Here is a 25,820-nt window from a genome sequence, read left to right as displayed (position 1 = left end):
CTTCCTAAAGATCGATCAGCAGCCGCGTCGGATCCTCGATCGCTTCCTTGACGCGCACGAGGAAGGTGACCGCCTCGCGGCCGTCGACCAGCCGGTGATCGTAGGAGAGTGCGAGGTACATCATCGGCCGGATCACCACCTGGCCGTCGATCGCCACCGGCCGCTCCTCGATGCGGTGCATCCCGAGCACGCCCGACTGCGGCGGGTTGAGGATCGGCGTCGAAAGAAGCGAGCCGAAAACGCCGCCGTTGGAGATGGTGAAGGTGCCGCCGGTCATCTCGTCGACGGTGAGAGTGCCTTCCTTCGCCTTCCTGCCATATTCGGCGATCGTCTTCTCGATTTCGGCGAAGCTCATTGCCTGGGCGTTGCGAACGACTGGGACGACGAGCCCCTTCGGCGCGGAGACCGCCACCGAAACGTCGAGATAGTCGCGATAGACGATCTCGTCGCCTTCGAGGCTGGCGTTGACCGCGGGTACGTCGCGGACCGCGAGAGCGACCGCTTTGACGAAGAAGCTCATGAAGCCGAGCCGGATCCCGTGCTTCTTCTCGAACAGATCCTTGTAGCGGCTGCGGGCCTCCATCACCGCCGACATGTCGACGTCGTTGAACGTCGTAAGCATGGCCGCCGTATTCTGTGCTTCCTTCAGCCGCTTCGCGACGGTCTGCCGAAGACGCGACATCTTGACGCGCTCTTCGCGGCGTTCGCCGGGCGCCGCTGCGGGCTTAGCCGCGGCGGGCGCGGCCGGGGCCGCACCTCCAGCCGGGGCGGCAGGAGCAGCGGGCGCCTTGGCCTCGGGCTCGGCACCGCTTTCCTTCGCCTTGGCTGCGGCCAGGACATCGTCCTTGGTGATCCTGCCATCCCTGCCGGTGCCCCTGATCGCCGTCGGATCGACGTGATGCTCGAGCACCGCGCGGCGGACGGCCGGCGACAAGGTCGTGATGTGGTCGTCGCCCTGCGGGGCGGCGTCGGGCGCATTCTCGTCGCCGCGCACCGCCGGAGTTTCGCCCGCTCCAGGCGGATTCGTGGGTGACGTTTCCGCACCCTTCTCGGCAGGTGTGGAAGCGGCAGTCGCGCCCTCGTCGACGCGCGCGATGACGGCTCCGACGGCGACCGTGTCGCCTTCCTTGGCGACTGTCTCGGTGAGTACGCCCGCGACCGGCGAGGGCACGTCGACGGTCACCTTGTCGGTCTCGAGGCTCGCGATGGGCTCGTCGGCCGCGACCGCGTCGCCGGCCTTCTTCAGCCACTGGGCGAGCGTGCCCTCGGTGATCGATTCCCCAAGCGCCGGGACTTTCACGTCGGTGGCCATTTCACTCCCTTGCTTGGCTAAGACGCGCGACGGGCGGTTTCGCCGCGTGAGGGGCTGCTATGCCCCAGAGCGTCGGCGATCAAGGCCGCCTGTTCGGACGCGTGGCGTTTGGCAAGGCCGGTCGCGGGCGATGCGCCCGGGGCTCGTCCGGCATAGCGCGGCCGCATTCCCTTGAAGTCGGCGTCGTCCAGGCAGCATTCCAGGAGCGGCGCGACGAAGAACCAGGCGCCGTTGTTCTGCGGCTCTTCCTGGGCCCACACGATGTCCTCGAGCTTGGGCATTGCCTTGAGCCGCTTGACCAATGGCTCTGACGGGTAGGGGTAAAGCTGCTCGATCCGGACGATCTCGGTCTGCGCATCGCCGGCCTGGTCGCGTGCCTCCATCAGCTCGTAGGCGAGCTTGCCGGAGCAAAGCACGAGCCGCTTCGTCTCGCCTTCCGCGGGCGGAGCAAGGTCGCTCATAATCCGCTTAAAGTGGCTGTCGCCGGTGAAATCCGACGCCTTCGACACCGCGAGCTTGTGACGAAGCAAGGACTTTGGAGTCATCATCACCAGCGGTTTGCGGAAGGGCCGCAAGAGCTGCCGGCGAAGGATGTGGAAGTAATTGGCCGGGGTCGTGCAGTTGGCGACCTGCATATTGTCCTCGGCGCACAGCTGCAGGTAGCGCTCGAGCCGCGCCGAGCTGTGCTCCGGACCCTGGCCTTCGTACCCGTGGGGAAGGAGCATGACGAGGCCGCTTGCGCGAAGCCACTTGGCCTCTCCGCTTGCAACGAACTGGTCGATGATCGTCTGGGCGCCGTTGGCGAAGTCGCCGAACTGCGCTTCCCAGCATACCAAGGTCTTCGGGTCGGCGAGCGAATAGCCGTATTCGAACCCGACCACGCCGAACTCGGACAAGGGCGAATCGCGGACCTCGAAACGGCCGCCTTCAATCGAATTGATCGGCACGTATTTCTCGCCGCTGAGCTGGTCGACCCAAACCGCGTGCCGCTGGCTGAACGTGCCCCGACCGCTGTCCTGGCCCGATAGCCGGACGTTGTGGCCCTCCGCGATCAGAGTCCCGAACGCCAGGGCTTCGCCGGTAGCCCAGTCGAAGCCTTCGCCGCTGTCGAACATCGCCTTCTTGGCATCGAGGATCCGCTGCAACGTCTTGTGGACGTGAAGCTCCTCGGGAACGGTCGTGAGCGCCTTCCCAACTTGAGTGAACAGCTCGTCCGTAACCGCGGTGTTCGTGTTGCGGCGGCCGAGGACCGGCTCTTCGGGCTTGCCGAACCCGCTCCAGCGGCCTTCGAACCAGTCGGCCTTATTGGGCAGGTAGCTTCCCGCCGCCTCGAACTCCTCGTTGAGGAAGGTGATATATTTCTCGCGATGGTCGTCCATCCACCTCTGGTCGACGACCCCCTCGGCGATCAGCCGCTTGCCGTAAATCGCGCTGATCGCAGGGTGATTGCGGATCGCGGAATACATTTGCGGCTGGGTGAAGCTCGGTTCGTCGCCCTCATTGTGCCCGAAGCGGCGATAGCACCACATGTCGATGACGATGTCGCGCCCGAAGGTCTGCCGGAACTCGATCGCGAGCTTGCAGCAGAAGGTGACCGCCTCCGGATCGTCGGCGTTGACGTGCAGGATCGGCGCCTGGACGGACTTGGCGATGTCTGACGGGTAGGGCGAGGAGCGGGCGAACTGCGGGCTGGTGGTGAAGCCAACCTGATTGTTGATGATGAAGTGCAGCGTCCCGCCCGTGCCGTAGCCGGGAAGCCCGGAGAAACTCAGGCATTCCGCGACCACGCCCTGGCCAGCGAATGCGGCATCCCCGTGCAGCAGGAGCGGAAGCACCTTCTTGCCGTGCTTGTCGTTCTTGTAACCCATCGTCGCGCGCGCCTTGCCCAGGACGACGGGATCGACCGCTTCAAGGTGCGACGGGTTGGGAAGCAGCGACAGGTGGACCTTGATCCCCTCGAACTCGCGGTCGGAGGAAGTGCCGAGGTGATATTTGACATCGCCCGACCCGCCGACATCGGCCGGGTTGGTAGCTCCGCCGGCGAACTCGTGGAAGATCGCGCGGGTCGGCTTGCCCATCACGTTGGACAGGACGTTGAGGCGGCCGCGATGGGCCATACCGACGTCGATCTCCTCGACGCCCATCATCCCGCCATATTTGATCACCGCCTCCAGCGCCGGGATCGCGCTTTCGCCGCCGTCGAGCCCGAACCGCTTCGTGCCGACATATTTGCGGGCGAGGAAGGTCTCCCACTGCTCCGCCTCGATGACCTTGGCCAGGATCGCCTGTTTGCCCTCGGGCGTGAACTGGACGGTCTCGGCCTTGCCCTCGATCTTCTCCTGGATGAAGCGGCGCTCCTCCAGGTCGTTGATGTGCATATATTCGACGCCGATGGTGCCGCAGTAATTGGCCTGCAGGCATTCGACGATCTCGCGCACCGTCGCCCGCTCCAGCCCCAGGGCGCCGCCAATCCAGATCGGCCGGTCGAGGTCGGTGTCGGAAAAGCCGTGATAGGCCGGGGTGAGGTCAGCCGGGATCGCGCTGTGATGGAGGCCGAGCGGATCGAGCCTCGCGCCAAGGTGCCCGCGCACGCGATAGGTGCGGATGAGCATCATCGCGCGGATCGAATCCTCCGCGGCGCGTCGGATCGCATCAGGATCCGACGTGGCCGCGGCGGCACGGTCGCCGGCAGCCTTCTTCACCGCCTCGATCGTCGCCTGCGTCGGATCGAGGCCGAGATTGATGTCGTCCAGCTCGGCGAGCGGCCAGTTGGCGCGCGCCCAGCTTGGGCCTTGCTTGGGTTCGATTGCGCCGGCGACGTCGTTCATGTCAGGAAGCAAGCAGCTCCTTGAGGGTCCTACCGAGCTCAGATGGGCTCGGGCTGACGGTTATTCCAGCCGCCTCCATCGCGGCTATCTTGCTTTCGGCGTCGCCCTTGCCGCCCGAAACGATGGCGCCTGCATGGCCCATCCGCCGTCCCGGGGGAGCCGTCCGGCCGGCGATGAAGCCGACGACGGGCTTCTTGCGGCCGCGCTTCGCTTCGTCGGCTAGGAACTGCGCTGCGTCTTCCTCCGCGCTTCCGCCGATCTCGCCGATCATGATGATCGACTGCGTCTCGTCGTCGCCAAGGAACATCTCGAGGATGTCGATGAACTCGGTGCCCTTCACCGGGTCGCCGCCGATACCGACCGCGGTCGACTGGCCAAGGCCCTCGTTGGTCGTCTGGAACACGGCTTCGTAGGTCAGCGTGCCGGACCGCGAAACGATGCCGACGCTGCCCTTCTTGAAGATGTTCGCAGGCATGATTCCGATCTTGCACTCTTCGGGAGTGAGGACGCCTGGGCAGTTGGGCCCGATCAGCCGCGATTTGGAGCCAGAAAGGGCCCGCTTCACCTTGACCATGTCGAGCACCGGAATGCCCTCCGTGATGGTGACGATCAGCGGGACCTCGGCATCGATCGCCTCAAGGATCGAATCCGCTGCGAATGGCGGCGGAACGTAGATCACGGACGCGGTGGCGCCGGTCTTCTCGATCGCCTCGGCAACGGTGTTGAACACCGGCAACCCGAGATGCTCGCTGCCGCCTTTGCCCGGCGTCACGCCACCGACCATCTGCGTTCCGTAATCGAGCGCCTGACGGGTGTGGAAGGTGCCGGTTTCGCCGGTCATCCCTTGAGTGATGACCTTGGTGGTCTTGTCGACGAGGATGCTCACGCGAGGCTTCCGTCGATCTGCTTGCAGGCGTCGAGAAGCTCCTTCACCGCATCGACGCTGACCTGGAAATTGGCCTTCGCCTCGGCGTTGAGCTCGATCTCGACCACTTTCTCGACGCCGCCCGCGCCGAGGACGCAGGGAACGCCGACGTAGAGATTGTCGACCCCATATTGCCCGGTCAGGTGCGCAGCGCAGGGAAGCACCCTATTCTTGTCCTTGAGGAAGCTCTCCGCCATCGCGATCGCGCTGGTGGCCGGCGCGTAGTAAGCGCTTCCGGTCTTCAGCAGCGCGACGATCTCGCCGCCGCCGCCGCGGGTGCGCTTTACGATCGCGTCGATCCGCTCCTTGGTCGACCAGCCCATCTTGATGAGATCAGGGATCGGGACCCCGGCGACAGTCGAATATTCGACGACCGGCACCATCGTGTCCCCGTGGCCGCCGAGCACGAATGCTGTCACGTCCTCGACGCTGACCTGGAACTCCTCGGCGAGGAAATGGCGGAAGCGGGCGCTGTCGAGGACGCCGGCCATTCCGACGACCATGTTGTGGGGAAGGCCGGAAAACTCGCGCAGGGCCCAGACCATCGCGTCCAGCGGGTTGGTGATGCAGATGACGAAGGCGTTGGGGGCGTGGGCCTTGATGCCCTCGCCGACCGACTTCATGACCTTGAGGTTGATTCCCAAAAGGTCGTCGCGGCTCATTCCAGGCTTGCGGGCGACCCCGGCGGTGACGATGCACACGTCCGCGCCTTCGATGTCCGAATAATCGCTGCTGCCTTTGAGGTTCGCGTCGAAGTCATCGACCGGCCCGGCTTGCGCGATATCGAGCGCCTTGCCCTGCGGAATTCCTTCGGCAATGTCGAACAGGACGATGTCGCCAAGCTCCCGCATCGCCGCGAGGTGGGCGAGCGTTCCGCCGATCATTCCGGAGCCGATGAGCGCGATCTTCTTACGGGCCATGGAGCTGGTTGCTTCCTCTCGAGCTGTGTGTCCGGCGCCGAGGACCGGCGCCCCGAATTGTGGCCGCGCTCTAGACCGCTCGCCGGAGTCGGGCAACCGGTGCCGCCGGCCTAATTCCTGACGCCCCGGTAACGAAGTTCTTCAACGTGCGTTCAGCGAGTCCAGTCCAAGAGGTGCATTATGAAAAAGCTCATCCTCCTCGCGGGCGCTGCGACGTTCGCTTTCGCCGGCCCGGCGCTGGCAAAGCCCGGCAACGTTCACGGCAACGGCAATGTGCATGCCCACGGCGTGCAGGGCCCCGTCGGCTACGGCGTGGGCGGCTGCCCGCCGGGACTGGCGAAGAAGGCTGTGCCCTGCGTGCCGCCGGGCCAGGCGAAGAAGATGTTCGGGGTCGGGCAGCGGGTTCCGCTCGGCTATAACGGGCTGCTCGGCTACAACAATGTGCCGTACGAACTCCGCAATTATTACGGACAGCAGCTCGATCCGCGCGCGCGCTACATTTACGACAACAATTACCTCTACCGCGTCGACCCCAGGACCATGCTTGTGCAGCAGGTGCTCAACGCTCTGATCCGTCCGTATTAAGGGCGTTGGAATCGCTCTCTTCGAGCGTATTTTCGTCGATGTTGGAGAGCGCGTCGGGAGCGGCGTCGAGCATCTCGGCCGCATTGTCGAGCTGACGGTTCTCTTCAGCCGACGGCGTGTCCGGCTCGCGGCAGGAGCTCAGCGACAGCGCCAAAAGAAAAGGGCCGCACGCCAGTAAAGGCATGCGGCCCTTGATCATTCGCCGGTGACCTTAGGAGTTGGTCGTGGCGTCGGCGGCGTTGTCGGCCGCATTCTGGACGGCGTCGGTCGCGTTGTCGACCGCGTTGCCGGCGTTCTCGAGAGCGTTCTCGGCAGCGTTCATCGACGTATTCAGGTCGCTGTCGGCCGCATTCTCGGTGTAGGTGTCGTTGGCAGTCATATTGTTGGCGTCGTTGTTCTTCGCGCACGCGGCAAGGCCGAGCGCGAGGACCGCAACGGTCACTGCAACTTTCTTCATGATCGTTCCACTCCCTCTAATAGCCCCTGTTGGGCCGTGGGCTCGGCCTGGTACGCGAATCGAACAGGCCAGCGCGGGGCATTACAGTGGAGGGCAGGGTCGTGCAATTACCTCCGAAGTGCCACGCGAAGTTGCAGCCTTTCCTGCAACAATCGGCCAGCTTCGTTTGACGATATAAAGATTTCTTTATATGCCCATCGAAGCCATGCAAACCCTTCCCCTAGCCGAGCTGTTCCAGGCCGTGTCGGACCCGACGCGCCTGAGGATCCTTGCTCTTCTTTCGCGGATGGAATTGTCCGTTGGAGAGCTCGCCCAGCTCCTGGAGCAGAGCCAGCCGCGTGTCTCCCGCCATGTGCGCATCCTTGCCGACGCGGGGATCGTCGAGCGCCGGAAGGAGGGAAGCTGGGTTTTCCTTGCGATTGCCGACGCTGACCGCACCGGTCCTCTGCTGGCGCTGGTCGAGGCCTGGACCGATGACCGAAGTCGCGCCGCCTTCGTGGAAGATTCGGAGCGCCTCGATGCAGTCCGCGCCGACCGGGCCGAGGCTGCGCAGCGTTATTTCGCGGCGCAGGCACAAGTGTGGGATTCCATCCGATCGCTCCACGTGGCCGAGGCCGAGGTCGAGCGGGCGATCGACCGGGCGCTTGCCGACCGTCCTCTTGGCACCCTCGTTGACATCGGCACCGGCACCGGCCGGATGATCGAGCTTTTCGGGCCGCGAGCCAGCGAGGCGATCGGAATAGACCGCTCGTCCGAAATGCTCCGGCTCGCCCGGGTGAAGCTGGAAAGTGCCGGCGTCCGCTCGAGCCTTCGCCAGGGTGACATGTACGCGCTTCCGCTGCTCGACGGATGTGCCGACTCCGTCATTATCCACCAGGTGCTTCACTATGCCCACGCGCCCGCCGACGCGATTGCCGAGGCGGCGCGGGTCCTGTCTCCCGGCGGCACGTTGCTGGTCATCGACTTCGCGGCGCACGAGCGGGAGGAGCTTCGCGCCCGCGATGCCCACCTCCGCCTCGGATTTGCCGACGATGTGATGGCCGGCTGGTTTTCCTCGGCGGGGCTCGAAGTCGACCACGTCCAGCATCTCGAAGGCGGCGAGTTGACGGTCACCGTCTGGCGCGGAGCCAAAGCCAATGCCCGCCGGAGGAAAGCCGCGTGAACAGGCTCGATCATATCGCGGGCCGAGAGCCGCTGTTCGCTGAGGCCCGCGGCGACATCGCGGTAAGCTTCGAATTCTTCCCGCCGAAGACGGAGAAGATGGCCGAGACCTTGTGGGAATCGATCCAGACCCTCGCGCCGCTCCAGCCGCGTTTCGTCTCCGTCACCTATGGCGCCGGCGGTTCCACCCGCGAGCGCACCCACGCGACGGTCGAGCGTATCCTCAAGGAGACGCGGCTGACCCCGGCGGCGCACCTGACATGTGTCGGCGCCAGCAAGGGCGAGGTCGACGAGGTCGCCCGGGAATATTGGGACCTGGGCGTGCGCAACATTGTCGCCCTTCGCGGCGACCCGCCCGAGCCCGGTGCGAAGTACCAGCCGCACCCGCAAGGCTATCGTGACGCGGCCGAGCTGGTCGCCGGACTCAAGAAAGTCGCGCCTTTCGACATCTCGGTCGCGGCATATCCGGAGTGCCATCCGGATTCGTCGACCAAGGCGTTCGACCTCGAGAATCTGAAGCGCAAGATCGACGCCGGAGCGGACCGCGCGATCTCCCAATTCTTCTTCTCGGCCGATTGCTTCCTTCGTTTCCGTGATGCGGCTGCCGCGGCCGGAATCGACATCGAGATTGTCCCCGGCATCCTGCCGGTTTCCAACGTCGCCACCACACGTCGTTTTGCCCAGACCTGCGGCGCATCGATCCCGAAATGGCTGGACGAGTTGTTCGAGGGGCTCGACGACCTCCCGTCCGCTCGCCAGTTGATCGCCGCCACGGTGGCCGCCGAGCTATGCGGCCAGCTCTACGCGGGCGGCGTCCGTTGCTTCCACTTCTACACGCTGAACCGCGCGGAGCTCAGCTACGCGATCTGTCACCTACTTGGAGTTAGGGCGAAATGAGCAGTGCCGCAGAGTTCAGGGCCGAAGCGGCAAAGCGGATCCTGATCAAGGACGGTCCCTATGGCACCGGCATCCAGTGCGAGAAGCTGCCCGCCGAAGCCTATTGCGGTGGGCTCGACCTGATGAAGGACCAGCGCGGCAACAACGACCTCCTGAACCTGACCCAGCCGCAGGTCGTGAGCCGGATCTGCGAAAGGTTCGCCCAGGCCGGGGCCGAGGTGCTCGCGACGAACACCTTCAACGCCAACCGCATCAGCCAGGCCGATTATGGCGCCGAGGACCTGTCCGCCGAGATCAACCGGGCGGCGGCCCGGATCATCCGCGAGGTCGCGGACCGCGCTTCCGGCAATGACGGCAGGAAACGGTGGGTAGCCGGGGCGATCGGCCCGACCAACAAGACCCTGTCGCTGTCTCCGGACGTCAACGACCCGGCCTTTCGCGAGGTCGATTTCGACCAGGTGAAGGCAGTCTATCGCGAGCAGGTGGACGCGCTGGTCGAAGGCGGAGTGGATTTCATCCTGGTCGAGACCGTGTTCGACACGCTCAACGCCAAGGCGGCGATCATGGCGACGCTGGAGGCGGAGCAGGCGCTCGGCCGCGAGCTTCCACTGATGATCTCAATGACGCTGACCGACCTTTCGGGCCGCAATCTCTCAGGCCACACCGTCGAGGCGTTCTGGGCATCGGTGAGGCATGCAAAGCCGCTGACGATCGGTCTCAACTGTTCCTTTGGAGCGGCGCAGCTTCGCCCGCACCTCGCCGCGCTGTCGGCAACCGCCGAGACTTTGGTGATGGCCTACCCCAATGCCGGCCTGCCCAATGAGCTTGGCGAATATGACGAGGCGGCCGAGGAAACCGCGGCGCAGGTCGCCGAGTGGATCCGCGACGGCCTGGTCAACGTCGTCGGAGGCTGCTGCGGCACCACTCCGGCGCATATTGCCGCTATCGCAGGAGTTGCTGCCGGCAAGCCGCCGCGGAAGATTCCCGCCCCCCGAAGCGACACCCTGCTCGCGGGCCTCGAGCCGATGGTGATCGCCGCGTGAACGACCTTGCAGAAGTGATTGCAGATCCCGACCAGGTTCGCGCCGCCGCCGGCGCCCGCTTCGTCAACATCGGCGAACGGACCAACGTCACCGGGTCGGCCAGGTTCAAGAAGCTGATTCTCGCCGGCGACTATGACGCGGCGGTCGAGGTCGCACGCCAGCAGGTCGAGAACGGCGCCCAGGTCATCGACGTCAACATGGACGAGGCCCTTCTCGACAGCGAGGAGGCGATGACGATCTTCCTCAAGCGCATCGCCGCCGAGCCGGACATTGCCCGCGTGCCCGTCATGATCGACAGCTCGAAGTGGACGGTGATCGAGGCAGGCCTCAAGTGCGTGTCGGGCAAGCCGATCGTCAATTCGATCAGCATGAAGGAAGGCGAGGGGCCGTTCCTCGAGCTGGCCAGCAAATGCCGGTCGTACGGAGCGGCGGTCGTCGTCATGGCGTTCGACGAAGTCGGCCAGGCCGACACCAAGGAGCGCAAGATCGAGATCTGCGACCGCGCGTACAAGCTGCTCGTCGCCGACGGCACCGACCCTGCCGACATCATCTTCGACCCCAACATCTTCGCGGTTGCGACCGGAATCGACGAGCACCGCCGTTATGCACTCGACTTCATCGAGGCGACGAAGGAGATCCGCGCGCGCTGCCCCCGGGTCCATATTTCAGGCGGCCTGTCGAACCTCAGCTTCTCGTTCCGCGGCAATGAGCCGGTGCGGCGGGCGATGCACAGCATCTTCCTGTTCCACGCGATCCCCGCGGGAATGGACATGGCGATCGTCAACGCCGGCCAGCTCGACGTCTACGACACGATCGACCCGGAGCTTCGCGAGGCCTGCGAGGACGTGATCCTCGACCGCCGCGACGACGCGACCGAGCGGCTCGTCGACCTGGCGGAACGTTATAAAGGCACCGACGCGGCCCAGGAAAAGGCCGCTGCCGAATGGCGCTCGCTGCCCGTCGGCGAGCGGCTGTCCTATGCGCTCGTCAAGGGGATCGACGCGGACATCGTCGCCGACACGGAGGAAGCGCGGCTCCAGTTCGACCGGCCGATCGAGGTGATCGAAGGGCCGCTGATGGACGGAATGAACGTCGTCGGCGACCTGTTCGGATCGGGCAAGATGTTCCTTCCCCAGGTGGTCAAATCCGCTCGGGTGATGAAGAAGGCGGTCGCCCACCTGATCCCCTTCATCGAGGCGGAGAAGGAAAAGACCGGCGCGACCCAGGGCAAGGGCCGGATCGTGATGGCGACGGTCAAGGGCGACGTTCACGACATCGGCAAGAACATCGTCGGCGTCGTTCTTCAGTGCAACGGCTTCGAGGTCATCGACCTTGGCGTCATGGTGCCGTGGCAGGACATCCTGAAGTCGGCCAACGACAACAATGCCGACATGATCGGCCTGTCGGGCCTGATAACCCCGTCTCTCGACGAGATGGTGACGGTCGCCGGCGAGATGCAGCGGCTTGGGCTCAAGACCCCCTTGCTGATCGGCGGCGCGACCACGAGCAAGGTGCACACGGCCCTTCGCATCGACCCGGCCTATGAAGGGCCGGTGATCCACGTGCTCGACGCCAGCCGCGCGGTTGGAGTCGCTTCGTCGATGGTATCGGACACGCAGCGCGAGCCGCTGATCGCGTCAACGGCCGACGATTATGAGAAGCTTCGCAAGGCCCGCGAGCGAAGCGGCCGAAGTGCGCTTTCGACCCTCGAGGAAGCGCGCGCCAACGCCTTTCCTTTCGACCCTTCGGGGCAGGCGCCGCAGCCGGCGATGCCCGGCCTCCACCACATCGGCGAGTGGCCCTTGCGCGATCTCAAGTCGACGATCGACTGGACGCCGTTTTTCCGCGCATGGGAACTGGCGGGCAATTACCCGGCGATCCTCGACGATCCGGTCGTCGGGGAAAGCGCTCGCAACCTGTTCAACGATGCCCAGGCGATGCTCGACCAGATCATCGCCGAACGGTGGGTGACGCCGAAGGCGACCGTCGGGCTGTGGCGCTGCAAGCGCGAAGGCGACGACGTGCTCGTTCTCGCAGGCAACGACTGGACTCGGCTGCCAATGCTTCGCCAGCAGATGAAGAAGCGTGAAGGCAGGCCCAACATGTGCCTTGCCGACTTCATCAATCCGGAAGGTGAGGACTGGATCGGCGGGTTTGCGGTCGGCATTCACGGCCTCGAGCCGCACCTCGAGCGCTTCAAGGCGGGAAATGACGATTATTCAGACATTCTGTTGAAGGCGCTTGCCGACCGCCTGGCGGAAAGCTTCGCCGAAGTGCTTCATGCCGAGGTCCGCAACCGGATCTGGGGGTATGCGGAGGAGCATCTCTCCAACGAGCAGCTGATCCGCGAAAAATATCACGGGATCCGCCCGGCCCCTGGCTATCCGGCATGCCCCGACCATAGCCTCAAGCCGATGCTGTTCCATATGCTCGGTGGACAGCCTGGCGAGGTGGTGTTGACGGAGAATTTCGCGATGCTTCCGACCTCGGCGGTTTCCGGCTTCTATTTCGGCCATCGCGACAGCCAGTATTTCGGAGTCGCGAGCATCGGGCGCGACCAGCTTCGCGATTATGCGCAGCGCCGCGATGTTTCGATCGAGCAGGCGGAGCGCTGGCTCAGGCCCAACCTCGACTAGGCGGGAACAAGCCACTAGCGCAGCGGGATGGTCCGGCGCGTCCTGATCCTTTTGGCCCTCTTGCTCGCGCCGGCAGTTGCGCACGCTCGCGGCATCGACCCGCAGCTGGTCGCGGAGGGGCCCGCGGCGGCGGGCGGCGAGGTCGAGCTTGCGATCGTCATGCACACCAAGCCGGGGTGGCACGGCTATTGGCTGAACCCGGGCGATGCCGGGCTTCCGATGAAGGTCGAGTGGACTCTTCCCCCGGGCTGGACGGCCGGGCCGCTACGCTATCCCGTGCCGACGCGCCTGACGATCGCCGGCCTGATGAACTATGTGTACGAGCAGGATTACGCGATCCTCGTCCGGCTTAAGGCGCCGCCCGGAGCGGCCGGCACCATCCCCATCCGGGCGCAGGCAAACTGGCTCGCATGCACGGACAAGGTCTGCGTTCCCGAAAGCGGCGAACTGTCGCTGGACCTTCCCGTCGGCATCGGCACGCCCAATCGCACGCGGTTCGACGAATGGCGCCGGGCGCTCCCGACGCCGCTCGCAAGCGTTGCGCATTTCGAGATCGCGGGAAATCGAATCCGCGTCGGAATCCCGCTTCCAAGCGACGTGAAGGTCGAGGACGCTTACGTTTTTCCCGAAGCGGACGGGCCGGTTGATTATGCAGGCAAGCAAAGCTTCACCCGCAAGGGCGAGCTGCTGATCGCAGAGCTTCCCAGGGGTGGCGCGGCTCCGGCCCGGCTTCCGGCGGTGCTTGCGCTCGGCGACGGGCGCGGGCTTCACATCGATGCTGTGCCTGGACCGGTTCCGAGCGGCGGAAGCCCGATCGGCGGGGGCGGCGCGCTCGCGCTTCTGTGGGCGGTACTGGGAGCAATCGCCGGTGGCATCCTTCTCAACCTGATGCCGTGCGTCTTCCCGATCCTGACGCTCAAGGCGCTGCATCTCGCGAAAAGCGGCGGGGACGAGACCGAGGCCAGGCGCGATGCGCTTGCTTATGCCGCCGGAGCCGTCATCGGAACCGGCGCGCTTGGCCTCGCGCTTCTCGCGCTGCGCGCGGGCGGAAGCGCGGCGGGCTGGGCTTTCCAGCTCCAGGACCCGCGAACGGTTCTCGTGCTCGTGCTCCTTGCCACCGCAATCACACTCAACCTGCTTCGAATCTTCGAAGTGCCCGTGCTGGTACGCTCTGCAGTTCCCAACGACAGCTTCGCGACCGGCGCACTCGCCGCCTTCGTCGCTACTCCCTGTTCCGGCCCGTTCCTCGGTGCCGCGCTGGGAACGGCGCTCCTGCTTCCCGCGGCCGGGGCGATCGCGGTGTTCGCCTCACTTGGACTGGGGCTCGCGCTGCCGTTCGTCGCCGTCGCCTTTATCCCTGCGCTACGGCGGATGCTTCCAAGGCCCGGCCCGTGGATGGTCCGCCTGCAACGATTCCTGGCCATCCCGATGGCCGCGACAGTCGTTGCGGGCCTCTGGCTGCTGTGGCGGCTGGGTGGCGCTCAGGCGCTGCAAATCGGCCTGGCAGCAAGTGCCCTCGTTGGTCTTCAACTGGTCGGCGCCGGCGTACTTCAGAGAAAAGGCAAGCAGACCGGCTATGTCGCCGCGCTGGCAGCCTTTGTCGTGGCGGTCGCCGGGGTGTGGGCGATGCCCGGCCGGAGCGCTGCCGCCGCTCACGCAGTCTCGGGAGCGGCGCCCTGGGATGAAGTGGCGGTTTCCGCGCAAGTCGCGCAAGGCCATCCCGCGTTCGTCTATTTTACCGCCGACTGGTGCCTCACCTGCAAGGTCAATGAAGCGGCCGCCATCAATCGAAGCGAGGTGCGCGAGGCGTTCAAGGCGGCGGATGTAAAGCTCTTTGCAGGCGACTGGACGACGGGCGACCCAAAAATCACCCGCTTCCTGGAAGATCGCGGGCGGGCGGGCGTTCCGCTCTACCTTTGGTACTCGCCGGGGAAAGCGGAACCCGAAGAGCTTCCGCAGGTGCTCACACCCGCGATGCTTACTTCCCGCGCTCGGGCGAAGCGGTAGCCGCAGCCGAAGCGCTCCACGCCTTCTTCCCGGCAACCCAGGTCTCCAGCACCTGGGTGCGGGCGAGCGACTGCGGGTCGACCTTCGTCGGATCGCGGTCGACGATGACGAAGTCCGCCCACTTGCCTTTCTCGAGCGCTCCGATCCTGTCTTCGGCGAAGCCTGCATAGGCAGCGCCGCGGGTATAGGCGCCGAGTGCCTGCTCGAACGTCAGACGTTCGGCGGGCAACCAGCCGCCGGGAGGCTGTCCGTTGATGTCTTGCCTGCTGACGGCCGCCGACAGCCCGGGGAATGGGTTTGCCGATTCCACCGGAAAGTCGGTGCCGAACGCCAGCGGGATTCCCAGCTTTTCGACCGACTGCCACGCATAAGCGCCTGCCAGCCTGTCCGGACCGAGCCTGGCCACCGCCATCAGCCGGTCGCTGGTTTGATGAGTCGGCTGCATCGACGCGACGATCCCGGCGGGTTTCAGCCGCGGAATGTCGGCGGGATCGGCGATCTGGAAATGCTCGATACGCCAGCGGCGGTCCGCTCCATATTTCTTCGACAGCTGCTCGTAGACCGAGATAACCTGAGCATTGGCGGCATCGCCGATCGCGTGAGTCGCCACCTGGAAACCCGCCGCGGCCGCGGCGTCCGCCAACTTCAACATCTCGGCGTCCGAATGGAACTGCAGCCCGCTGGTATCCGGCTTGTCCGCATACGGCTTCTTTAGCCAGGCGCCGCGCGAACCCAGCGCTCCGTCAGCATAATATTTTATGCCGACCATGCGGAGCTTGTCGCCGTAGAGCCAGCCGGTCGGATGCGGCACCTCGGGAAGCAGCTTCAGCTCGTCTGCGTAGACCATGAAGCGGACCTGCAGCCGCCCTGCCTCGCCTGCACGTTTCATCGCGTGCCAATCGCCCAGTCCCGTGCTCATTGAGCCGACGCCGGTGACTCCGTAGGCGAGGAGGATTTCCTGCGCTTTTGCCAGCGCCTGGTCGAACTCAGCGGGAGTGGGGGAGGGGATTGCCCTGGTCACCAGCTCGATTGCGTTGTCGACGAACAGGCCGTTCTCGATGCGCCCGCCTGCAGGCGCCTTCGTCGAACCGGTAACCCCCGCGGCTTTCATCGCCGCGCTGTTTGCGACGACTGCATGACCGTCGACGCGCTCGAGGATCACGGGACGGTCGGGGACTGCAGCGTCGAGGTCGGCAGCGGTCGGGAATCTTTTCACCGGCCACAGCTCCTGGTTCCATCCGCGCCCGACGATCCAGCCTTTGTCGGGGTGCGCCGCCGCATAGTCCTTCAGCCGGTGCTGCAGGTCTTCGAGCGAGGTCGTGCCGACCAGGTCGAGTTGCAGCGCGGAGAAGCCGAGGCCGAGCACATGGCCGTGTGCATCGATGAAGCCGGGAAGCAGGGTCTTGCCGCCGCCGTCGATCGCCTGGTCGAAGCCGCCGGCCTGAGCGAGCACGTTGCAGCCGATCACGTCGGCGACTTTCCCGTCATTGCCGATCATCAGGCTGCAAAAGTGCTGGAGCTTGCCGTCGGGCCCGACCTGGATGCCGTTTATGTTTTCGATGAGCGTGGACGACCATGCGGGAGAGGTGAGGAGCGCGGCCGCGAGCGCGAGTAGCGGAGTTTTCATGGTCGCGAGCCATAGCATTGTTCGTTCACGAGTGAACGGCTAGGCCTCGGCGCCGATGATGCAGCCGCCGACCATCGACGACATCCGCGCCGCCGCAAAGCGGATCGAAGGCTCGGTCGTCCGAACTCCGATGTTGAAGAGCGCGACTTTGTCCGAGGTCACCGGCGCGGAAGTCTGGCTGAAGTTCGAGAACCTTCAGTTCACCTCGGCCTACAAGGAGCGTGGAGCGCTCAACAAGCTGCTCCAGCTGTCGGAGGAGGAGCGGGCGCGAGGCGTCATCGCCGCGTCGGCCGGCAATCACTCGCAGGCGGTTGCGTATCACGCGACGCGGCTGGGAATCCCGGCAACTATCGTGATGCCGGAATCAACTCCGACGGTGAAGGTCACGAAGACCGAAGGCTATGGAGCGACGGTCGTTCTTCACGGCGATATGTTCGACGACGCCTATGCCAAAGCTCGCGAACTCTCGCTCGAGCGAGGACTCGTGTTCGTGCACCCGTTCGACGATGGGCAAATCATCGCCGGGGCCGGAACGGTGGCGCTGGAGATGCTCGACCAGGCGCCCGACCTCGACATGCTCGTCGTGCCCATCGGCGGCGGCGGGTTGATGTCGGGAGTGTCGATCGCCGCGCGCGCGATCAAGCCGGATATCGAGCTGATCGGCGTCGAAGCGCTGCTCTACCCATCGATGAAATGCGCTCTCCAGGGCTGCCAGCTTCCGCTCGGCGGCGACACGCTCGCCGAAGGAATTGCGGTCAAGCAGCCGGGCGAGCTTACGTCGGCCATCCTCAAGGATCACGTCGACGACGTCGTCCTCGTCGAAGAGCGCGATATCGAGCGCGCGGTGGCGATGCTCGCGGGACTCGAGAAAACGGTGGTCGAGGGTGCGGGAGCCGCGGGACTCGCCGCCATGCTGTCCGACCCTGAGCGCTACAAGGGCAAGAAGGTCGGGACTTTGCTGTGCGGTGGCAATATCGACACGCACCTTCTCGCCAACGTGCTTGTCCGCGACCTCGTTCGCCAGGGACGCATCGCACGGCTGCGCGTCGCCGCGCAGGACCAGCCGGGGGCGCTGGCGAAGATCACCGCCCAATTTCACGACGCCGGCGTCAACATCATCGAGATCCGCCACAGCCGGATCTTCACCGCCCTTCCGGCCAAGGACACGGTGATCGAGGTCGAATGCGAAGCCCGCGACGCGGCGGCGATCGACAAGGTCGAGCAGATGCTCCAAGCGGCCGGGTTCAACGTCGAGCGCGCGTCGCTCGACTGATCGCCCGTCCTGATCCGGGACAGTTCTTCGCGAACCGCACCGGATAGCGCGACCAAGTCTTTTCAAGCGCGTTTACCAGTCGCATAAACAGCGGCGTAACCATGAGCGCACCGTTCCGCTTTCCCAAGTTCTTCGTGACGAACCCTTCGCCGTGCCCGTACCTCCCCGGAAAGGTGGAGCGGAAGGTGTTCACGGAGCTTACCGGCCGCAACGCGAGCGAGCTCAATGAGGCGCTCGGCCGGATTGGTTTCCGCCGGAGCCAGTCGGTCGCCTACCGGCCAAGCTGCATCGATTGCACCGCCTGCGTGTCGGTCCGGGTAGTCGCTTCGGAGTTCGAGGCGAGCGCAACCCAGCGCAAGCTGTTTCGACGGCATGCCGACCTGGAAGTCACCGCCTGCAAGCCGTGGACGACCGAGGAGCAATATGCGCTTCTCCGCCGCTACCTGGCCGTTAGGCACCCGGGCGGCGGGATGGCCGAAATGGACGAGACCGACTTTGCAGATATGGTCGAGCAGACACCGGTTCGGACTTTCATGATCGAATATCGCGAGCCGTCCAAGGGCGGGCGCCCCGGCAAGCTCGTCGGTTGCTGTCTATCCGATCAGCAGAATGACGGTCTTTCCATGATCTATAGCTTCTTCGACGTCGGGCCGCGCTCGCGCAAAGGCCTGGGGACGTTCATCATCCTAGACCATATCATCCGCTCGGCTCGCGCCGGCCTGCCCTACGTCTACCTCGGCTATTGGGTCGAGGGCTCCAAGCGCATGGACTATAAGACGCGCTTCCGGCCTCTCGAGCGGCTCAGCCGCGAGGGATGGCGGCGGATGGATGCAGTCGACGAAGATATCAGGCGTTCGTCCAGCGATCTGCCGCTCCGCCGGACTCCTCGCCGGTCAATGTCAGACGCTTGAAAAGCGAAAGGCGGAGCCTTTCGGCCCCGCCTTTCTCCACCCTGTCTTGAACTTGGCTGCTTAAGCGACCGCGGCTTCCGGCAACGGCTCGATCGCCTCATCCGGATCGCGAAGCACGTAGCCGCGGCCCCATACGGTCTCGATGTAGTTGGCGCCGCCGCAGGCCAGGCTCAGCTTCTTGCGAAGCTTGCAGATGAACACGTCGATGATCTTGAGCTCGGGCTCGTCCATCCCGCCGTAAAGGTGGTTGAGGAACATTTCCTTGGTGAGCGTCGTGCCCTTGCGGAGCGAAAGCAGCTCCAGCATCGCATATTCCTTGCCGGTCAGGTGCACTCGGGCGCCGTCGACCTCGACGGTCTTAGCATCCAGGTTCACTGCCAGCTTGCCGGTGCGGATGACCGACTGCGAATGGCCCTTCGAGCGGCGGACGATCGCGTGGATGCGCGCCACGAGCTCGTCGCGATGGAATGGCTTGGTGACATAATCGTCGGCGCCGAAACCGAGCGCACGGACTTTGCTGTCCATTTCGCCGATTCCGGAAAGGATCAGGACCGGAGTCGAAACCTTCGACGTCCGAAGCTTCTTCAGCACGTCATAGCCGTGCATGTCCGGAAGGTTCAGGTCGAGAAGGATGATGTCGTAGTCGTACAGCTTACCGAGATCGAGGCCTTCCTCGCCAAGGTCGGTCGTGTAGACATTGAAGCCTTCGGTGCCGAGCATCAGCTCGATGCTCTGGGCAGTCGTCGGCTCGTCTTCGATCAGCAGTACGCGCATTGCTGGTCCCCCCGTTCGCGGCCCAAAGCGTAACTCGCTCTTAACGGCCTTGAAGCGTCCATTAACCATTCGAGGGATGAAGGCAAAAGGTTAATAAAGTGTAACAGGCTGGAATCCTTTGATTCGTTGCGGCAGTGCATCAGTGGCAAAACGCGCACCATGCCGGGAGGCTTCAAATCACCCTATCCAATGCGGACCAATGGGAGCTTTCCGAGCGGGTGCTGTTCATCGATGGCGAAGCGATCGTCATCGACAAGCCGGCCCGGCTCGCAGTCGACCGGCCGAAGGCGGGCGGAGACAGCCTCAGCGCGCGGATCGACGAGCTCAAGTTCGGTTTCCAGCGACCGCCAGTGCCGGTGCACCGCCTGGATCGAGACACATCGGGCTGCCTTCTCCTTGCGCGGCATCCGAAAGCGCGGGCGCGGTTTGGCGCCACCTTCGAGGCGGGCAAGGTCGAAAAGCTGTATATCGCCGTCGTGGACGGAGAAATCGAGGGCGAGGGTGTGGTGGACCTGCCCCTGGCCAAGATCTCGTCCGTGGAGGAGGGGTGGCGGATGGTCGCCGACGAACGCGGAAAGCGCGCGCTGACGCGCTGGCGGGCATTGCGTTCGAACGACGGGCGCACTCTGGTAGAATTTAAGCCGGAAACAGGGCGGACTCACCAGATACGCGCGCATGCGCGGTACGGGTTGGACGCGGCGATCATCGGCGATCCGATTTATGGAAGCGGGGGCGAGCCGATGCTCCTCCACGCGGTCCGGCTGGTCGTTCCGCGCGAGGGGAAGGACACGATCGACGTCACTGCTCCTGTGCCCGAGCAGTTCGGGGAATGGCGCGATGGAGCCTGAGGATATTCCGGAGGATGCTCTTAGCGAGGCGTTCCTCGCCGCGACCGGGCCGGGCGGCCAGAACGTCAACAAGGTCGCGACCGCAGTCCAGCTCCGGGTCGAGCTCGACAAGCTGGGCTTGGACCAACCCACGCTTGAGCGGCTGATACGCATCGGCGGGTCGCGAGTGACGATCGCCGGCGAGTTGCTGATCACCGCTCGTCGGTTCCGGACGCAGGATGCTAACCGGCAGGATGCGCGGCGGCGTCTGGCGGAGATGATCACCAGCGCCCATATGGTTCAACCCAAGCGAAGGCCGACGCGACCGAGCAGGGCCGCGAAGGCGAAGCGGGTGGATTCGAAAAAGCAGCGAAGCGCCGTCAAGCGCACGCGCGGGAAAGTGAGTTTCGACTGATGTACGACTTCAAGATCGAAGCTGCCGACAAGCCGACGCTTTACCGCGACCTCGCATCGGCGCTTGAAGGCCTGGTCTCTGGCGAACGAGACGCAGTCGCCAACATGGCCAACGCCTCGGCGCTGATCTTCGAAAGCCTGTCGGAAGTGAACTGGGTCGGTTTCTACCGCAATGTCGGTGGAGAGCTTGTCGTCGGCCCGTTCCAGGGGCGGCCGGCCTGCATTCGTATCCCCTTCGGAACCGGCGTGTGCGGAGTCGCAGCCGACACGCGCGAGGTGCAGCTTGTGGAGGACGTCAACGCCTTCCCGACTCACATCGCGTGCGACAGTGCCTCCGCAAGCGAGATCGTCGTCCCACTGATTCGGGACGGCGAGCTACTCGGAGTGCTGGACATCGACAGTCCCAGGACGGGCCGTTTCGACGAAGAGGATCGAGCCGGCTGCGTTGCTCTCGGCAAGATCCTGGAGCGCGTGCTCTAGCTACTGGCCGAGCCACCGCTTCTGCCAGGCGAACACCTCGTCGTACCAGCGGATCGAATTCTTCGGCTTCAGGACCCAGTGGTTCTCGTCCGGGAAGATCATCAGCCGCGACGGGACTCCACGCCGCTGAAGCGCGGTGTAGGCGGCAATTCCCTGCGTGTACGGAATGCGGAAGTCGTTCTCGCTGGTGATCACCAGCTGCGGAGTGCGCCAGTTGGCGACGTAATTGACCGGGTTCCAGCGCTCATAGTCCTGCGGGCTCACGAAATAGGGGTGGCCGCCATGCTCCCACTCGTCGAACCATAGTTCTTCCGTTTCGTAGGCCATCGCCCGGGCGTCGAAAACTCCGTCGTGCTGGACGACGCACTTGAACCGGTCGGGCCAATTCCCCTCGATCCAGTTCATCATGTAGCCGCCGTAAGAGCCGCCCAGCGCGCAGGCGTTGTCAGCCTGGAGCTGCGGGTCGTGCGCGGTGATGTAGGCGAGGCCCTTCTTCAGGTCCTCCAGCGGCCAGCCGCCCCAGTTGCGGTTGATCGCGTCGGTGAAGGCCTGTCCGTACCCGGTCGAACCATGGAAATCGACGCTGACGGCGGCATAGCCGGGCGCCGTGAACAGCCGCGGGTTCCAGCGATAGGACCAGCTGTTGCTGAAGCTTCCCTGCGGACCGCCGTGCACCAGGAACGAGATCGGCAGAGTCTTGTTCGTCACGGGCTTCAGGGTCCAGCCCCACACGCGGTCGTTGTGCGCTCCGGCGAAGCTGAACTTGTTGAAGGTGACCGGATCGAGCTGGTCGAGCAGCGACTTGTTGACGGCGGTCAGCTGCGCGACCCCGCCGGCGCTGCCGATGCGGTAGAGGTCATCGGGAGCGAAGATGCTGTTCATCGTTGCGATCGCACTCCCGTTCGGGAGCGCGCGAACGTTGCCGAAATGCCCGTCGCCGGTCAGGCGCGTGACGCTTCCGGATGCGACGTCGACGCGGAACACCGGCTCCTCGAGCGTATCCCCGGCAGTGACGAGAAGGCTTCTTCCGTCGGGCGCCCATTCGATCGAATCCACCGAACGGTCGAAGCCCTGGGTCAGGGGCCGGGTGGCGCCGGTCGCGACATCGCGAAGCTGCACCACCTGCCGGTCGGCCTCATAACCGGGCCGCGCCATCGCCACATAGGCGAGGGTCCGCCCGTCGGGCGAGATTGCCGGAAGCGTATCCGTCGCCTGGTTCGCCTGGGTCAGGTTGACCGGCGCGGAGCCGTCGAGCCGGACATGATAGATATCGAGATTGGTGGACAAGGGCTCCTTGGCGTCCGCCTTGCGCAGGACGAAGTAGACCGACTGGCTGTCGGGCGCCCAGGCCAGCTCCTCGTTGCCGCCGAACGGCTTGCCCGGAGCATGGCCGATCAGCCCTGTGGTCAGCGGAACGCTTCGGCCGCTGGCCAGGTCGTAGGAGTACAGCCGGCTGAATTCGCCCGGAGTCGCCCACGTATCCCAGTGGCGGACGAAGCCACTATTCTCATAAACGCGAGCCGATCCGCCGGGCGCGGCGGGCTTCGCCGCACAGCCCGACAGGTCGCATCCGTCGCTGACGTCCGCATAGACGAGCAGCTTGCGGCCATCGGGCGAGATCTTGAAGCCGCTGACGTCGACCTTCGCGTGGGTGACCTGGATCGCCTTCTGGCCGCGCTGCACCCGCCAGACCTGCTGCGAACCGGATTTCCCGGACAGGAAGTAGATCTGCTTGCCGTCGGGCGAGAAGGCCGGGTCGCTTTCACTCTCTGTCGGCGAGGTGATCACCCGTTCCGGCACGGCGCCGGCCTTGGTCAGGTCCAGCACGTAGATGTCGTTGCGCCGCTTGTTCGCCGCCATGTCCGTGTCGCTGAGCGTGAAGACGGCATAGCGACCGTCAGGCGACACGTCGGGCGAGCCCATCCGGTGCATCATGTGCATGTCGGTTGCGGTCATCGGCCGGGCGAGCGCGGGCGAAGTAGCGAGGGCGGCCACTGCTGCGGTCGCGGCGAGCAAAAGGAGCTTGTTCATGGCGCAGGCCTAGCAAAGGCTAGCCCAAGCGCAAAACCTCTACAGCTTACGGCCCGTTATCCGCGAAATCTCGCGCTTCACATGCTCGTTGACGATGTTGGGCAGATGCTCGTCGAGCCATTCCTTGAGGATCGGCCGAAGCATCTCGCGGACCATCTCTTCCAGTGGATTGACGGCCGGGCCAGTAGGGACGGTCGCAGCCACGCTCGACAGCTCTTCGAGCGAGTGACGCGTCGTTTCCGCGGCATCCTGGTCGAGCAGCGGCGGGCCGAGATCGGCGGGGGGCGCAGCCTCGATCGGCTCGTCGAGCTCGAGAATATCGTCGCCGCCATCCGAATCTGCCGGATCGAGCGATTCCTCGACCGCGTCGACGGCGGTCCGGAGCTCTTTTTCCTCGGCGATCACTTTCTTGATCGACGCAAGGATGTCTTCCATCGAGGGTTCGCGCTGCATCGGAGCGATATTCGCTTATTGGGGCGGCGGTGTCACCCCTTGGGTCGCGGGCGCGACGCCCGCTTCCGCCGGAGTGACGGTGCGGGTTGCCTTTGGAAGGTGGCGGGGGTCGCTGGACCAGTCGTTCCAATCGCCGGCGACTCGGCGGTAGTTGCCAAGCGGATCGTAGAGCGGGCCTCCATCGAGACCGAGGTCCTGGGCCTCCGCCTGTCCCATCGCGTTGAGGAGCTCGAAGCCGGCGACATATTGATCGCGCTTCGCAGTCACCAGGGCGACCTGCGAGTTGAGAAGCTCCTGCTCGGCATTGAGCACATCGAGAACGGTGCGGGTTCCGACCGAGCGCTCGGCCCGAGCACCCTCGAGCGCCAGTTCGTTCGCCCGCATTGCCACTTCGTTGGCGGCGATCGCATCGGTTGCCGCCTGATAGGTGGCGAAAGCGGAACGCGCCTGGGCGACGACGGATCGCTCGGTTCCTACGGCCTGCTCCAGCGTCTGGCCCTCGAACGCCTGCGCCTCGCGGATTCGTGCGCCGGCTTCACCGCCCTGATAGATCGGGACGGTCGTTTCGAGACCCACGCTCGTTTGCCCGCCGGTGCTGGGCAGGTTTCCGATCGTACCCCCGATTTCGTTGACGTAGGTTCCGCGGCCGACCGCGGAAAGCGTCGGCAGCCGCTGGGCGCGCGCGACGCTGACGTCATAGCCAGCGGCCCGCGCCTGCCTGTTCGCGGCGACGATGTCGGGGTTGTTGGCAAGGGCGATGCGAACCGCTTCCTCGGGAGTTGCCGGGAGCGGCGGAAGCGGCGGCGGCGGCGCCAGCTGCCCCGGCTCATGCCCTATCACACGGCGGTATTCCTGCTCGCTCGACGAAGCGCGCCCGCGAGCCGTGGCGAGGTTCGCCCGGCCGAGCTCCAGCCGAGCCTCCGACTGGGCGACATCGGTGCGCGTCACGTCGCCGATCTCGAAACGGTCGCGAGTGGCTTCGAGGTTCGTTTCGAGCACCTTCACGTTGTTCTGGTTGAGCTCGACGATGGCGCGGTCACGGATGACGTCCATGTAAGCCGCGACTGCCTGAGTGAAAACATCGCCTTCCGTCCCGCGAAGCAGTGCGCGGCCAGCCTCGACGCGGGTCTTCGCCGCCTTGATGGAATTGCTGATCCTGCCGCCCGCGAAAAGAGGCATGCTCACGTCCGCACCGACAGAGAGGGTCGGTCCGCTGGCTCCCGTGTCGAGGATGCCGCTTCGGGAGAGATCCTGGTTGATGCCGGCGGTCGCGCTCAGATGAGGGCGCCCCTGGGCGCGGGCAATGGCCACAGAGGCGTCGGTGGCTTTGAGCGCTTCGCGCTGGGCGGTGATCGTCGGATTCGTTTCGTATGTCGAGACGAGCGCCTCGCGCAGCGTATCTGCCGCTGCGGTGCCGCCGGCAAGCGCTGCCAGCATGCTTCCCGTCAGTAAAAGGCGGAAACGGGTCACGGTCACTCCGAAATCAAAAGGTGAAAAGCTGGGGGCAGCTAAATCCGGGAAGCGCGGCCGCTCCGGAATCCGCCATCGTGTGAATTCCAAAGCCCTTGCCGGCGCGCCGGCCGACCGCGAGACGCGAGATTCCGCGGTCGATCAGGGCTGTTCCCAACCGGCCGTGGTCGGCGAGCTGGTCGACGATCGCGTCGGGGATGCGCTCGACCGCACCGTCAATGAGGATGAGATTGTAAGGGGCACCCTTGGCCCAGCCCTGCTCGAGCGGTCCCTCGACGACGCTGATGCCGAGCGACCGCGCTCGTTCGGCAAGAAAGGCCGAGCTTTCGAGCCCCGTCACGTCGAGCCCGATCTGCTTGAGCACGGCGGCTGAATAGCCGGTGCCGCAGCCGACGACGAGGGCCCGCTCGCCGGCGACCGGCATCATCTCGGTCAGAAGCGTGCCGAGCACGACCGGCCCGGACAGCATGCGTCCGTCGCCCATCGGAACGGTCCGGTCGATGTACGCGATGGGCCGCGCATCCTCAGCCACGAACTCCTCGCGCTTCACCGCGGCCATCGCTTCCACGACCGGCGGGTAATTGACGCCCTCAGGTCGAAGCTGGGCGTCGACCATCGCCGCGCGTGCAGCCGCATAATCAGGTACGGGAGCGTGGATCGTCATGAGGTGTCGTATGCCGCTAATACAGTGGGGATGCAACCCTCGCTTTATCGGCATGCCCCTCCAACGCCAAGGCGAACGCTTCCCGTTCGTCGAATTTTGGCGCTGTTGGGCTGCTGGGTCACACC

Annotated in this window: 23 protein-coding genes; 11 read left to right on the top strand and 12 right to left on the bottom strand. The window is 65.0% G+C overall.

The features are described from left to right. Positions 1 to 4: 4 nt before the first annotated feature. The 4 genes from odhB to mdh are packed head-to-tail and all read right to left on the bottom strand — an operon-like array spanning position 5 to position 5,985. Positions 5 to 1,312 (bottom strand): 2-oxoglutarate dehydrogenase complex dihydrolipoyllysine-residue succinyltransferase, encoded by a 1,308-nt coding sequence (gene odhB / locus LZ519_RS05700; RefSeq protein ID WP_249867746.1) that lies wholly within the window; start codon positions 1,310 to 1,312, stop codon positions 5 to 7. A gap of 17 nt (positions 1,313 to 1,329) precedes the next feature. Then, positions 1,330 to 4,140 carry a 2-oxoglutarate dehydrogenase E1 component gene (locus LZ519_RS05695; protein WP_249867745.1) on the bottom strand — a complete coding sequence of 937 codons (2,811 nt, stop codon included), beginning with the start codon at positions 4,138 to 4,140 and terminating at the stop codon, positions 1,330 to 1,332. A gap of 1 nt (position 4,141) precedes the next feature. Beyond that, positions 4,142 to 5,026 carry a succinate--CoA ligase subunit alpha gene (sucD, locus tag LZ519_RS05690; RefSeq protein WP_249867744.1) on the bottom strand — a complete coding sequence of 295 codons (885 nt, stop codon included), beginning with the start codon at positions 5,024 to 5,026 and terminating at the stop codon, positions 4,142 to 4,144. Continuing rightward, on the bottom strand, positions 5,023 to 5,985 hold the full coding sequence (gene mdh, locus LZ519_RS05685) for a malate dehydrogenase (RefSeq protein WP_249867743.1): 963 nt from the start codon (positions 5,983 to 5,985) through the stop codon (positions 5,023 to 5,025). Before mdh ends, sucD begins: the two co-directional genes overlap by 4 nt. Before the next feature lie 180 nt (positions 5,986 to 6,165). Between mdh and LZ519_RS05680 the strand changes: the two genes are divergently transcribed. Next, positions 6,166 to 6,570 carry a hypothetical protein gene (locus LZ519_RS05680; protein WP_249867742.1) on the top strand — a complete coding sequence of 135 codons (405 nt, stop codon included), beginning with the start codon at positions 6,166 to 6,168 and terminating at the stop codon, positions 6,568 to 6,570. Here the strand turns inward: LZ519_RS05680 and LZ519_RS05675 are convergent. Together LZ519_RS05675 and LZ519_RS05670 are read right to left on the bottom strand one after the other, a co-directional pair. After that, positions 6,545 to 6,769 carry a hypothetical protein gene (locus tag LZ519_RS05675; RefSeq protein ID WP_249867741.1) on the bottom strand — a complete coding sequence of 75 codons (225 nt, stop codon included), beginning with the start codon at positions 6,767 to 6,769 and terminating at the stop codon, positions 6,545 to 6,547. The genes LZ519_RS05680 and LZ519_RS05675 overlap by 26 nt on opposite strands. 12 nt (positions 6,770 to 6,781) lie before the next feature. Further along, on the bottom strand, positions 6,782 to 7,027 hold the full coding sequence (locus tag LZ519_RS05670; RefSeq protein ID WP_249867740.1) for a circumsporozoite protein: 246 nt from the start codon (positions 7,025 to 7,027) through the stop codon (positions 6,782 to 6,784). 190 nt (positions 7,028 to 7,217) lie between these two features. Between LZ519_RS05670 and LZ519_RS05665 the strand changes: the two genes are divergently transcribed. The 5 genes from LZ519_RS05665 to LZ519_RS05645 are packed head-to-tail and all read left to right on the top strand — an operon-like array spanning position 7,218 to position 14,771. Beyond that, entirely contained in the window at positions 7,218 to 8,189 is a 972-nt protein-coding gene (locus tag LZ519_RS05665; RefSeq protein WP_249867739.1) for an ArsR/SmtB family transcription factor, read from the top strand. Continuing rightward, positions 8,186 to 9,085 carry a methylenetetrahydrofolate reductase [NAD(P)H] gene (gene metF / locus LZ519_RS05660; RefSeq protein WP_249867738.1) on the top strand — a complete coding sequence of 300 codons (900 nt, stop codon included), beginning with the start codon at positions 8,186 to 8,188 and terminating at the stop codon, positions 9,083 to 9,085. The genes LZ519_RS05665 and metF overlap by 4 nt, the downstream gene beginning before the upstream one ends. Beyond that, positions 9,082 to 10,128: a homocysteine S-methyltransferase family protein gene (locus LZ519_RS05655; RefSeq protein WP_249867737.1), complete on the top strand. Its 1,047-nt coding sequence runs from the start codon at positions 9,082 to 9,084 to the stop codon at positions 10,126 to 10,128. Before metF ends, LZ519_RS05655 begins: the two co-directional genes overlap by 4 nt. Next, positions 10,125 to 12,764: a methionine synthase gene (gene metH / locus LZ519_RS05650; RefSeq protein WP_431358085.1), complete on the top strand. Its 2,640-nt coding sequence runs from the start codon at positions 10,125 to 10,127 to the stop codon at positions 12,762 to 12,764. The genes LZ519_RS05655 and metH overlap by 4 nt, the downstream gene beginning before the upstream one ends. Before the next feature lie 27 nt (positions 12,765 to 12,791). After that, on the top strand, positions 12,792 to 14,771 hold the full coding sequence (locus LZ519_RS05645; protein ID WP_249867736.1) for a protein-disulfide reductase DsbD family protein: 1,980 nt from the start codon (positions 12,792 to 12,794) through the stop codon (positions 14,769 to 14,771). Here LZ519_RS05645 and LZ519_RS05640 read toward each other — a convergent pair. Next, on the bottom strand, positions 14,743 to 16,398 hold the full coding sequence (locus tag LZ519_RS05640; protein WP_249867735.1) for an amidohydrolase: 1,656 nt from the start codon (positions 16,396 to 16,398) through the stop codon (positions 14,743 to 14,745). The two genes, LZ519_RS05645 and LZ519_RS05640, sit on opposite strands and share 29 nt — an antisense overlap. Before the next feature lie 55 nt (positions 16,399 to 16,453). Between LZ519_RS05640 and LZ519_RS05635 the strand changes: the two genes are divergently transcribed. Next, entirely contained in the window at positions 16,454 to 17,671 is a 1,218-nt protein-coding gene (locus tag LZ519_RS05635; protein ID WP_249867734.1) for a threonine ammonia-lyase, read from the top strand. A 101-nt stretch (positions 17,672 to 17,772) separates the two neighbouring features. Next, a complete protein-coding gene (locus tag LZ519_RS05630) occupies positions 17,773 to 18,582 on the top strand; it encodes an arginyltransferase (protein WP_249867733.1) in 810 nt (269 codons plus the stop codon). 60 nt (positions 18,583 to 18,642) lie between these two features. Here LZ519_RS05630 and ctrA read toward each other — a convergent pair whose 3' ends face one another. Continuing rightward, positions 18,643 to 19,356 carry a response regulator transcription factor CtrA gene (ctrA, locus tag LZ519_RS05625; protein ID WP_249867732.1) on the bottom strand — a complete coding sequence of 238 codons (714 nt, stop codon included), beginning with the start codon at positions 19,354 to 19,356 and terminating at the stop codon, positions 18,643 to 18,645. 176 nt (positions 19,357 to 19,532) lie between these two features. On the opposite strand from ctrA, the gene LZ519_RS05620 reads away from it, so the two are divergent. Genes LZ519_RS05620 through LZ519_RS05610 form a run of 3 tightly spaced genes read left to right on the top strand, consistent with a single transcriptional unit; the run spans position 19,533 to position 21,077 of the window. Beyond that, the gene (locus LZ519_RS05620) at positions 19,533 to 20,204 is read left to right on the top strand and encodes an RluA family pseudouridine synthase (protein ID WP_249868869.1); all 672 of its coding nucleotides are present in this window, start codon (positions 19,533 to 19,535) and stop codon (positions 20,202 to 20,204) included. Next, positions 20,194 to 20,598 carry an alternative ribosome rescue aminoacyl-tRNA hydrolase ArfB gene (gene arfB, locus LZ519_RS05615; RefSeq protein WP_249867731.1) on the top strand — a complete coding sequence of 135 codons (405 nt, stop codon included), beginning with the start codon at positions 20,194 to 20,196 and terminating at the stop codon, positions 20,596 to 20,598. Before LZ519_RS05620 ends, arfB begins: the two co-directional genes overlap by 11 nt. Further along, complete coding sequence (locus LZ519_RS05610; RefSeq protein WP_249867730.1) at positions 20,598 to 21,077, top strand: GAF domain-containing protein; 480 nt, start codon at positions 20,598 to 20,600, stop codon at positions 21,075 to 21,077. The genes arfB and LZ519_RS05610 overlap by 1 nt, the downstream gene beginning before the upstream one ends. On the opposite strand, the gene LZ519_RS05605 is transcribed toward LZ519_RS05610, so the two are convergent. From LZ519_RS05605 to LZ519_RS05590, 4 genes are read right to left on the bottom strand one after another with little or no spacing between them, the layout of a single operon-like run. Next, positions 21,078 to 23,108 (bottom strand): dipeptidyl-peptidase 5, encoded by a 2,031-nt coding sequence (locus LZ519_RS05605; RefSeq protein ID WP_249867729.1) that lies wholly within the window; start codon positions 23,106 to 23,108, stop codon positions 21,078 to 21,080. A 39-nt stretch (positions 23,109 to 23,147) separates the two neighbouring features. Further along, the gene (locus tag LZ519_RS05600; RefSeq protein WP_249867728.1) at positions 23,148 to 23,561 is read right to left on the bottom strand and encodes a DUF2497 domain-containing protein; all 414 of its coding nucleotides are present in this window, start codon (positions 23,559 to 23,561) and stop codon (positions 23,148 to 23,150) included. Positions 23,562 to 23,576: 15 nt separating this feature from the next. Continuing rightward, complete coding sequence (locus LZ519_RS05595; RefSeq protein ID WP_249867727.1) at positions 23,577 to 25,031, bottom strand: TolC family outer membrane protein; 1,455 nt, start codon at positions 25,029 to 25,031, stop codon at positions 23,577 to 23,579. 13 nt (positions 25,032 to 25,044) lie between these two features. After that, positions 25,045 to 25,695, bottom strand: a complete 651-nt coding sequence (locus LZ519_RS05590) for a protein-L-isoaspartate O-methyltransferase family protein (RefSeq protein WP_249867726.1) — start codon at positions 25,693 to 25,695, stop codon at positions 25,045 to 25,047. Positions 25,696 to 25,820 lie beyond the last annotated feature (125 nt).

Origin of the sequence: Sphingomonas anseongensis, assembly GCF_023516495.1 — a bacterium.
Taxonomy (GTDB): Bacteria; Pseudomonadota; Alphaproteobacteria; order Sphingomonadales; family Sphingomonadaceae; genus Sphingomicrobium; species Sphingomicrobium anseongensis.
Note: the sequence above shows the minus strand (reverse complement) of the source record. Positions and strands in the feature narration are given on the sequence as shown.

Bases quoted from the DNA above. Each gene is read 5' to 3' on its own strand.
- LZ519_RS05635 (WP_249867734.1), top strand. From the start codon at position 16,454: ATGATGCAGCCGCCGACCATCGACGACATCCGCGCCGCCGCAAAGCGG.
- arfB (WP_249867731.1), top strand. From the start codon at position 20,194: ATGGAGCCTGAGGATATTCCGGAGGATGCTCTTAGCGAGGCGTTCCTC.
- LZ519_RS05670 (WP_249867740.1), bottom strand. From the start codon at position 7,027: ATGAAGAAAGTTGCAGTGACCGTTGCGGTCCTCGCGCTCGGCCTTGCC.
- LZ519_RS05695 (WP_249867745.1), bottom strand. From the start codon at position 4,140: ATGAACGACGTCGCCGGCGCAATCGAACCCAAGCAAGGCCCAAGCTGG.
- LZ519_RS05610 (WP_249867730.1), top strand. From the start codon at position 20,598: ATGTACGACTTCAAGATCGAAGCTGCCGACAAGCCGACGCTTTACCGC.
- LZ519_RS05630 (WP_249867733.1), top strand. From the start codon at position 17,773: ATGAGCGCACCGTTCCGCTTTCCCAAGTTCTTCGTGACGAACCCTTCG.
- odhB (WP_249867746.1), bottom strand. From the start codon at position 1,312: ATGGCCACCGACGTGAAAGTCCCGGCGCTTGGGGAATCGATCACCGAG.
- LZ519_RS05680 (WP_249867742.1), top strand. From the start codon at position 6,166: ATGAAAAAGCTCATCCTCCTCGCGGGCGCTGCGACGTTCGCTTTCGCC.
- LZ519_RS05605 (WP_249867729.1), bottom strand. From the start codon at position 23,108: ATGAACAAGCTCCTTTTGCTCGCCGCGACCGCAGCAGTGGCCGCCCTC.
- LZ519_RS05645 (WP_249867736.1), top strand. From the start codon at position 12,792: ATGGTCCGGCGCGTCCTGATCCTTTTGGCCCTCTTGCTCGCGCCGGCA.
- LZ519_RS05665 (WP_249867739.1), top strand. From the start codon at position 7,218: ATGCCCATCGAAGCCATGCAAACCCTTCCCCTAGCCGAGCTGTTCCAG.
- LZ519_RS05655 (WP_249867737.1), top strand. From the start codon at position 9,082: ATGAGCAGTGCCGCAGAGTTCAGGGCCGAAGCGGCAAAGCGGATCCTG.
- LZ519_RS05640 (WP_249867735.1), bottom strand. From the start codon at position 16,398: ATGAAAACTCCGCTACTCGCGCTCGCGGCCGCGCTCCTCACCTCTCCC.
- mdh (WP_249867743.1), bottom strand. From the start codon at position 5,985: ATGGCCCGTAAGAAGATCGCGCTCATCGGCTCCGGAATGATCGGCGGA.
- LZ519_RS05600 (WP_249867728.1), bottom strand. From the start codon at position 23,561: ATGCAGCGCGAACCCTCGATGGAAGACATCCTTGCGTCGATCAAGAAA.
- LZ519_RS05675 (WP_249867741.1), bottom strand. From the start codon at position 6,769: ATGATCAAGGGCCGCATGCCTTTACTGGCGTGCGGCCCTTTTCTTTTG.
- ctrA (WP_249867732.1), bottom strand. From the start codon at position 19,356: ATGCGCGTACTGCTGATCGAAGACGAGCCGACGACTGCCCAGAGCATC.
- LZ519_RS05590 (WP_249867726.1), bottom strand. From the start codon at position 25,695: ATGACGATCCACGCTCCCGTACCTGATTATGCGGCTGCACGCGCGGCG.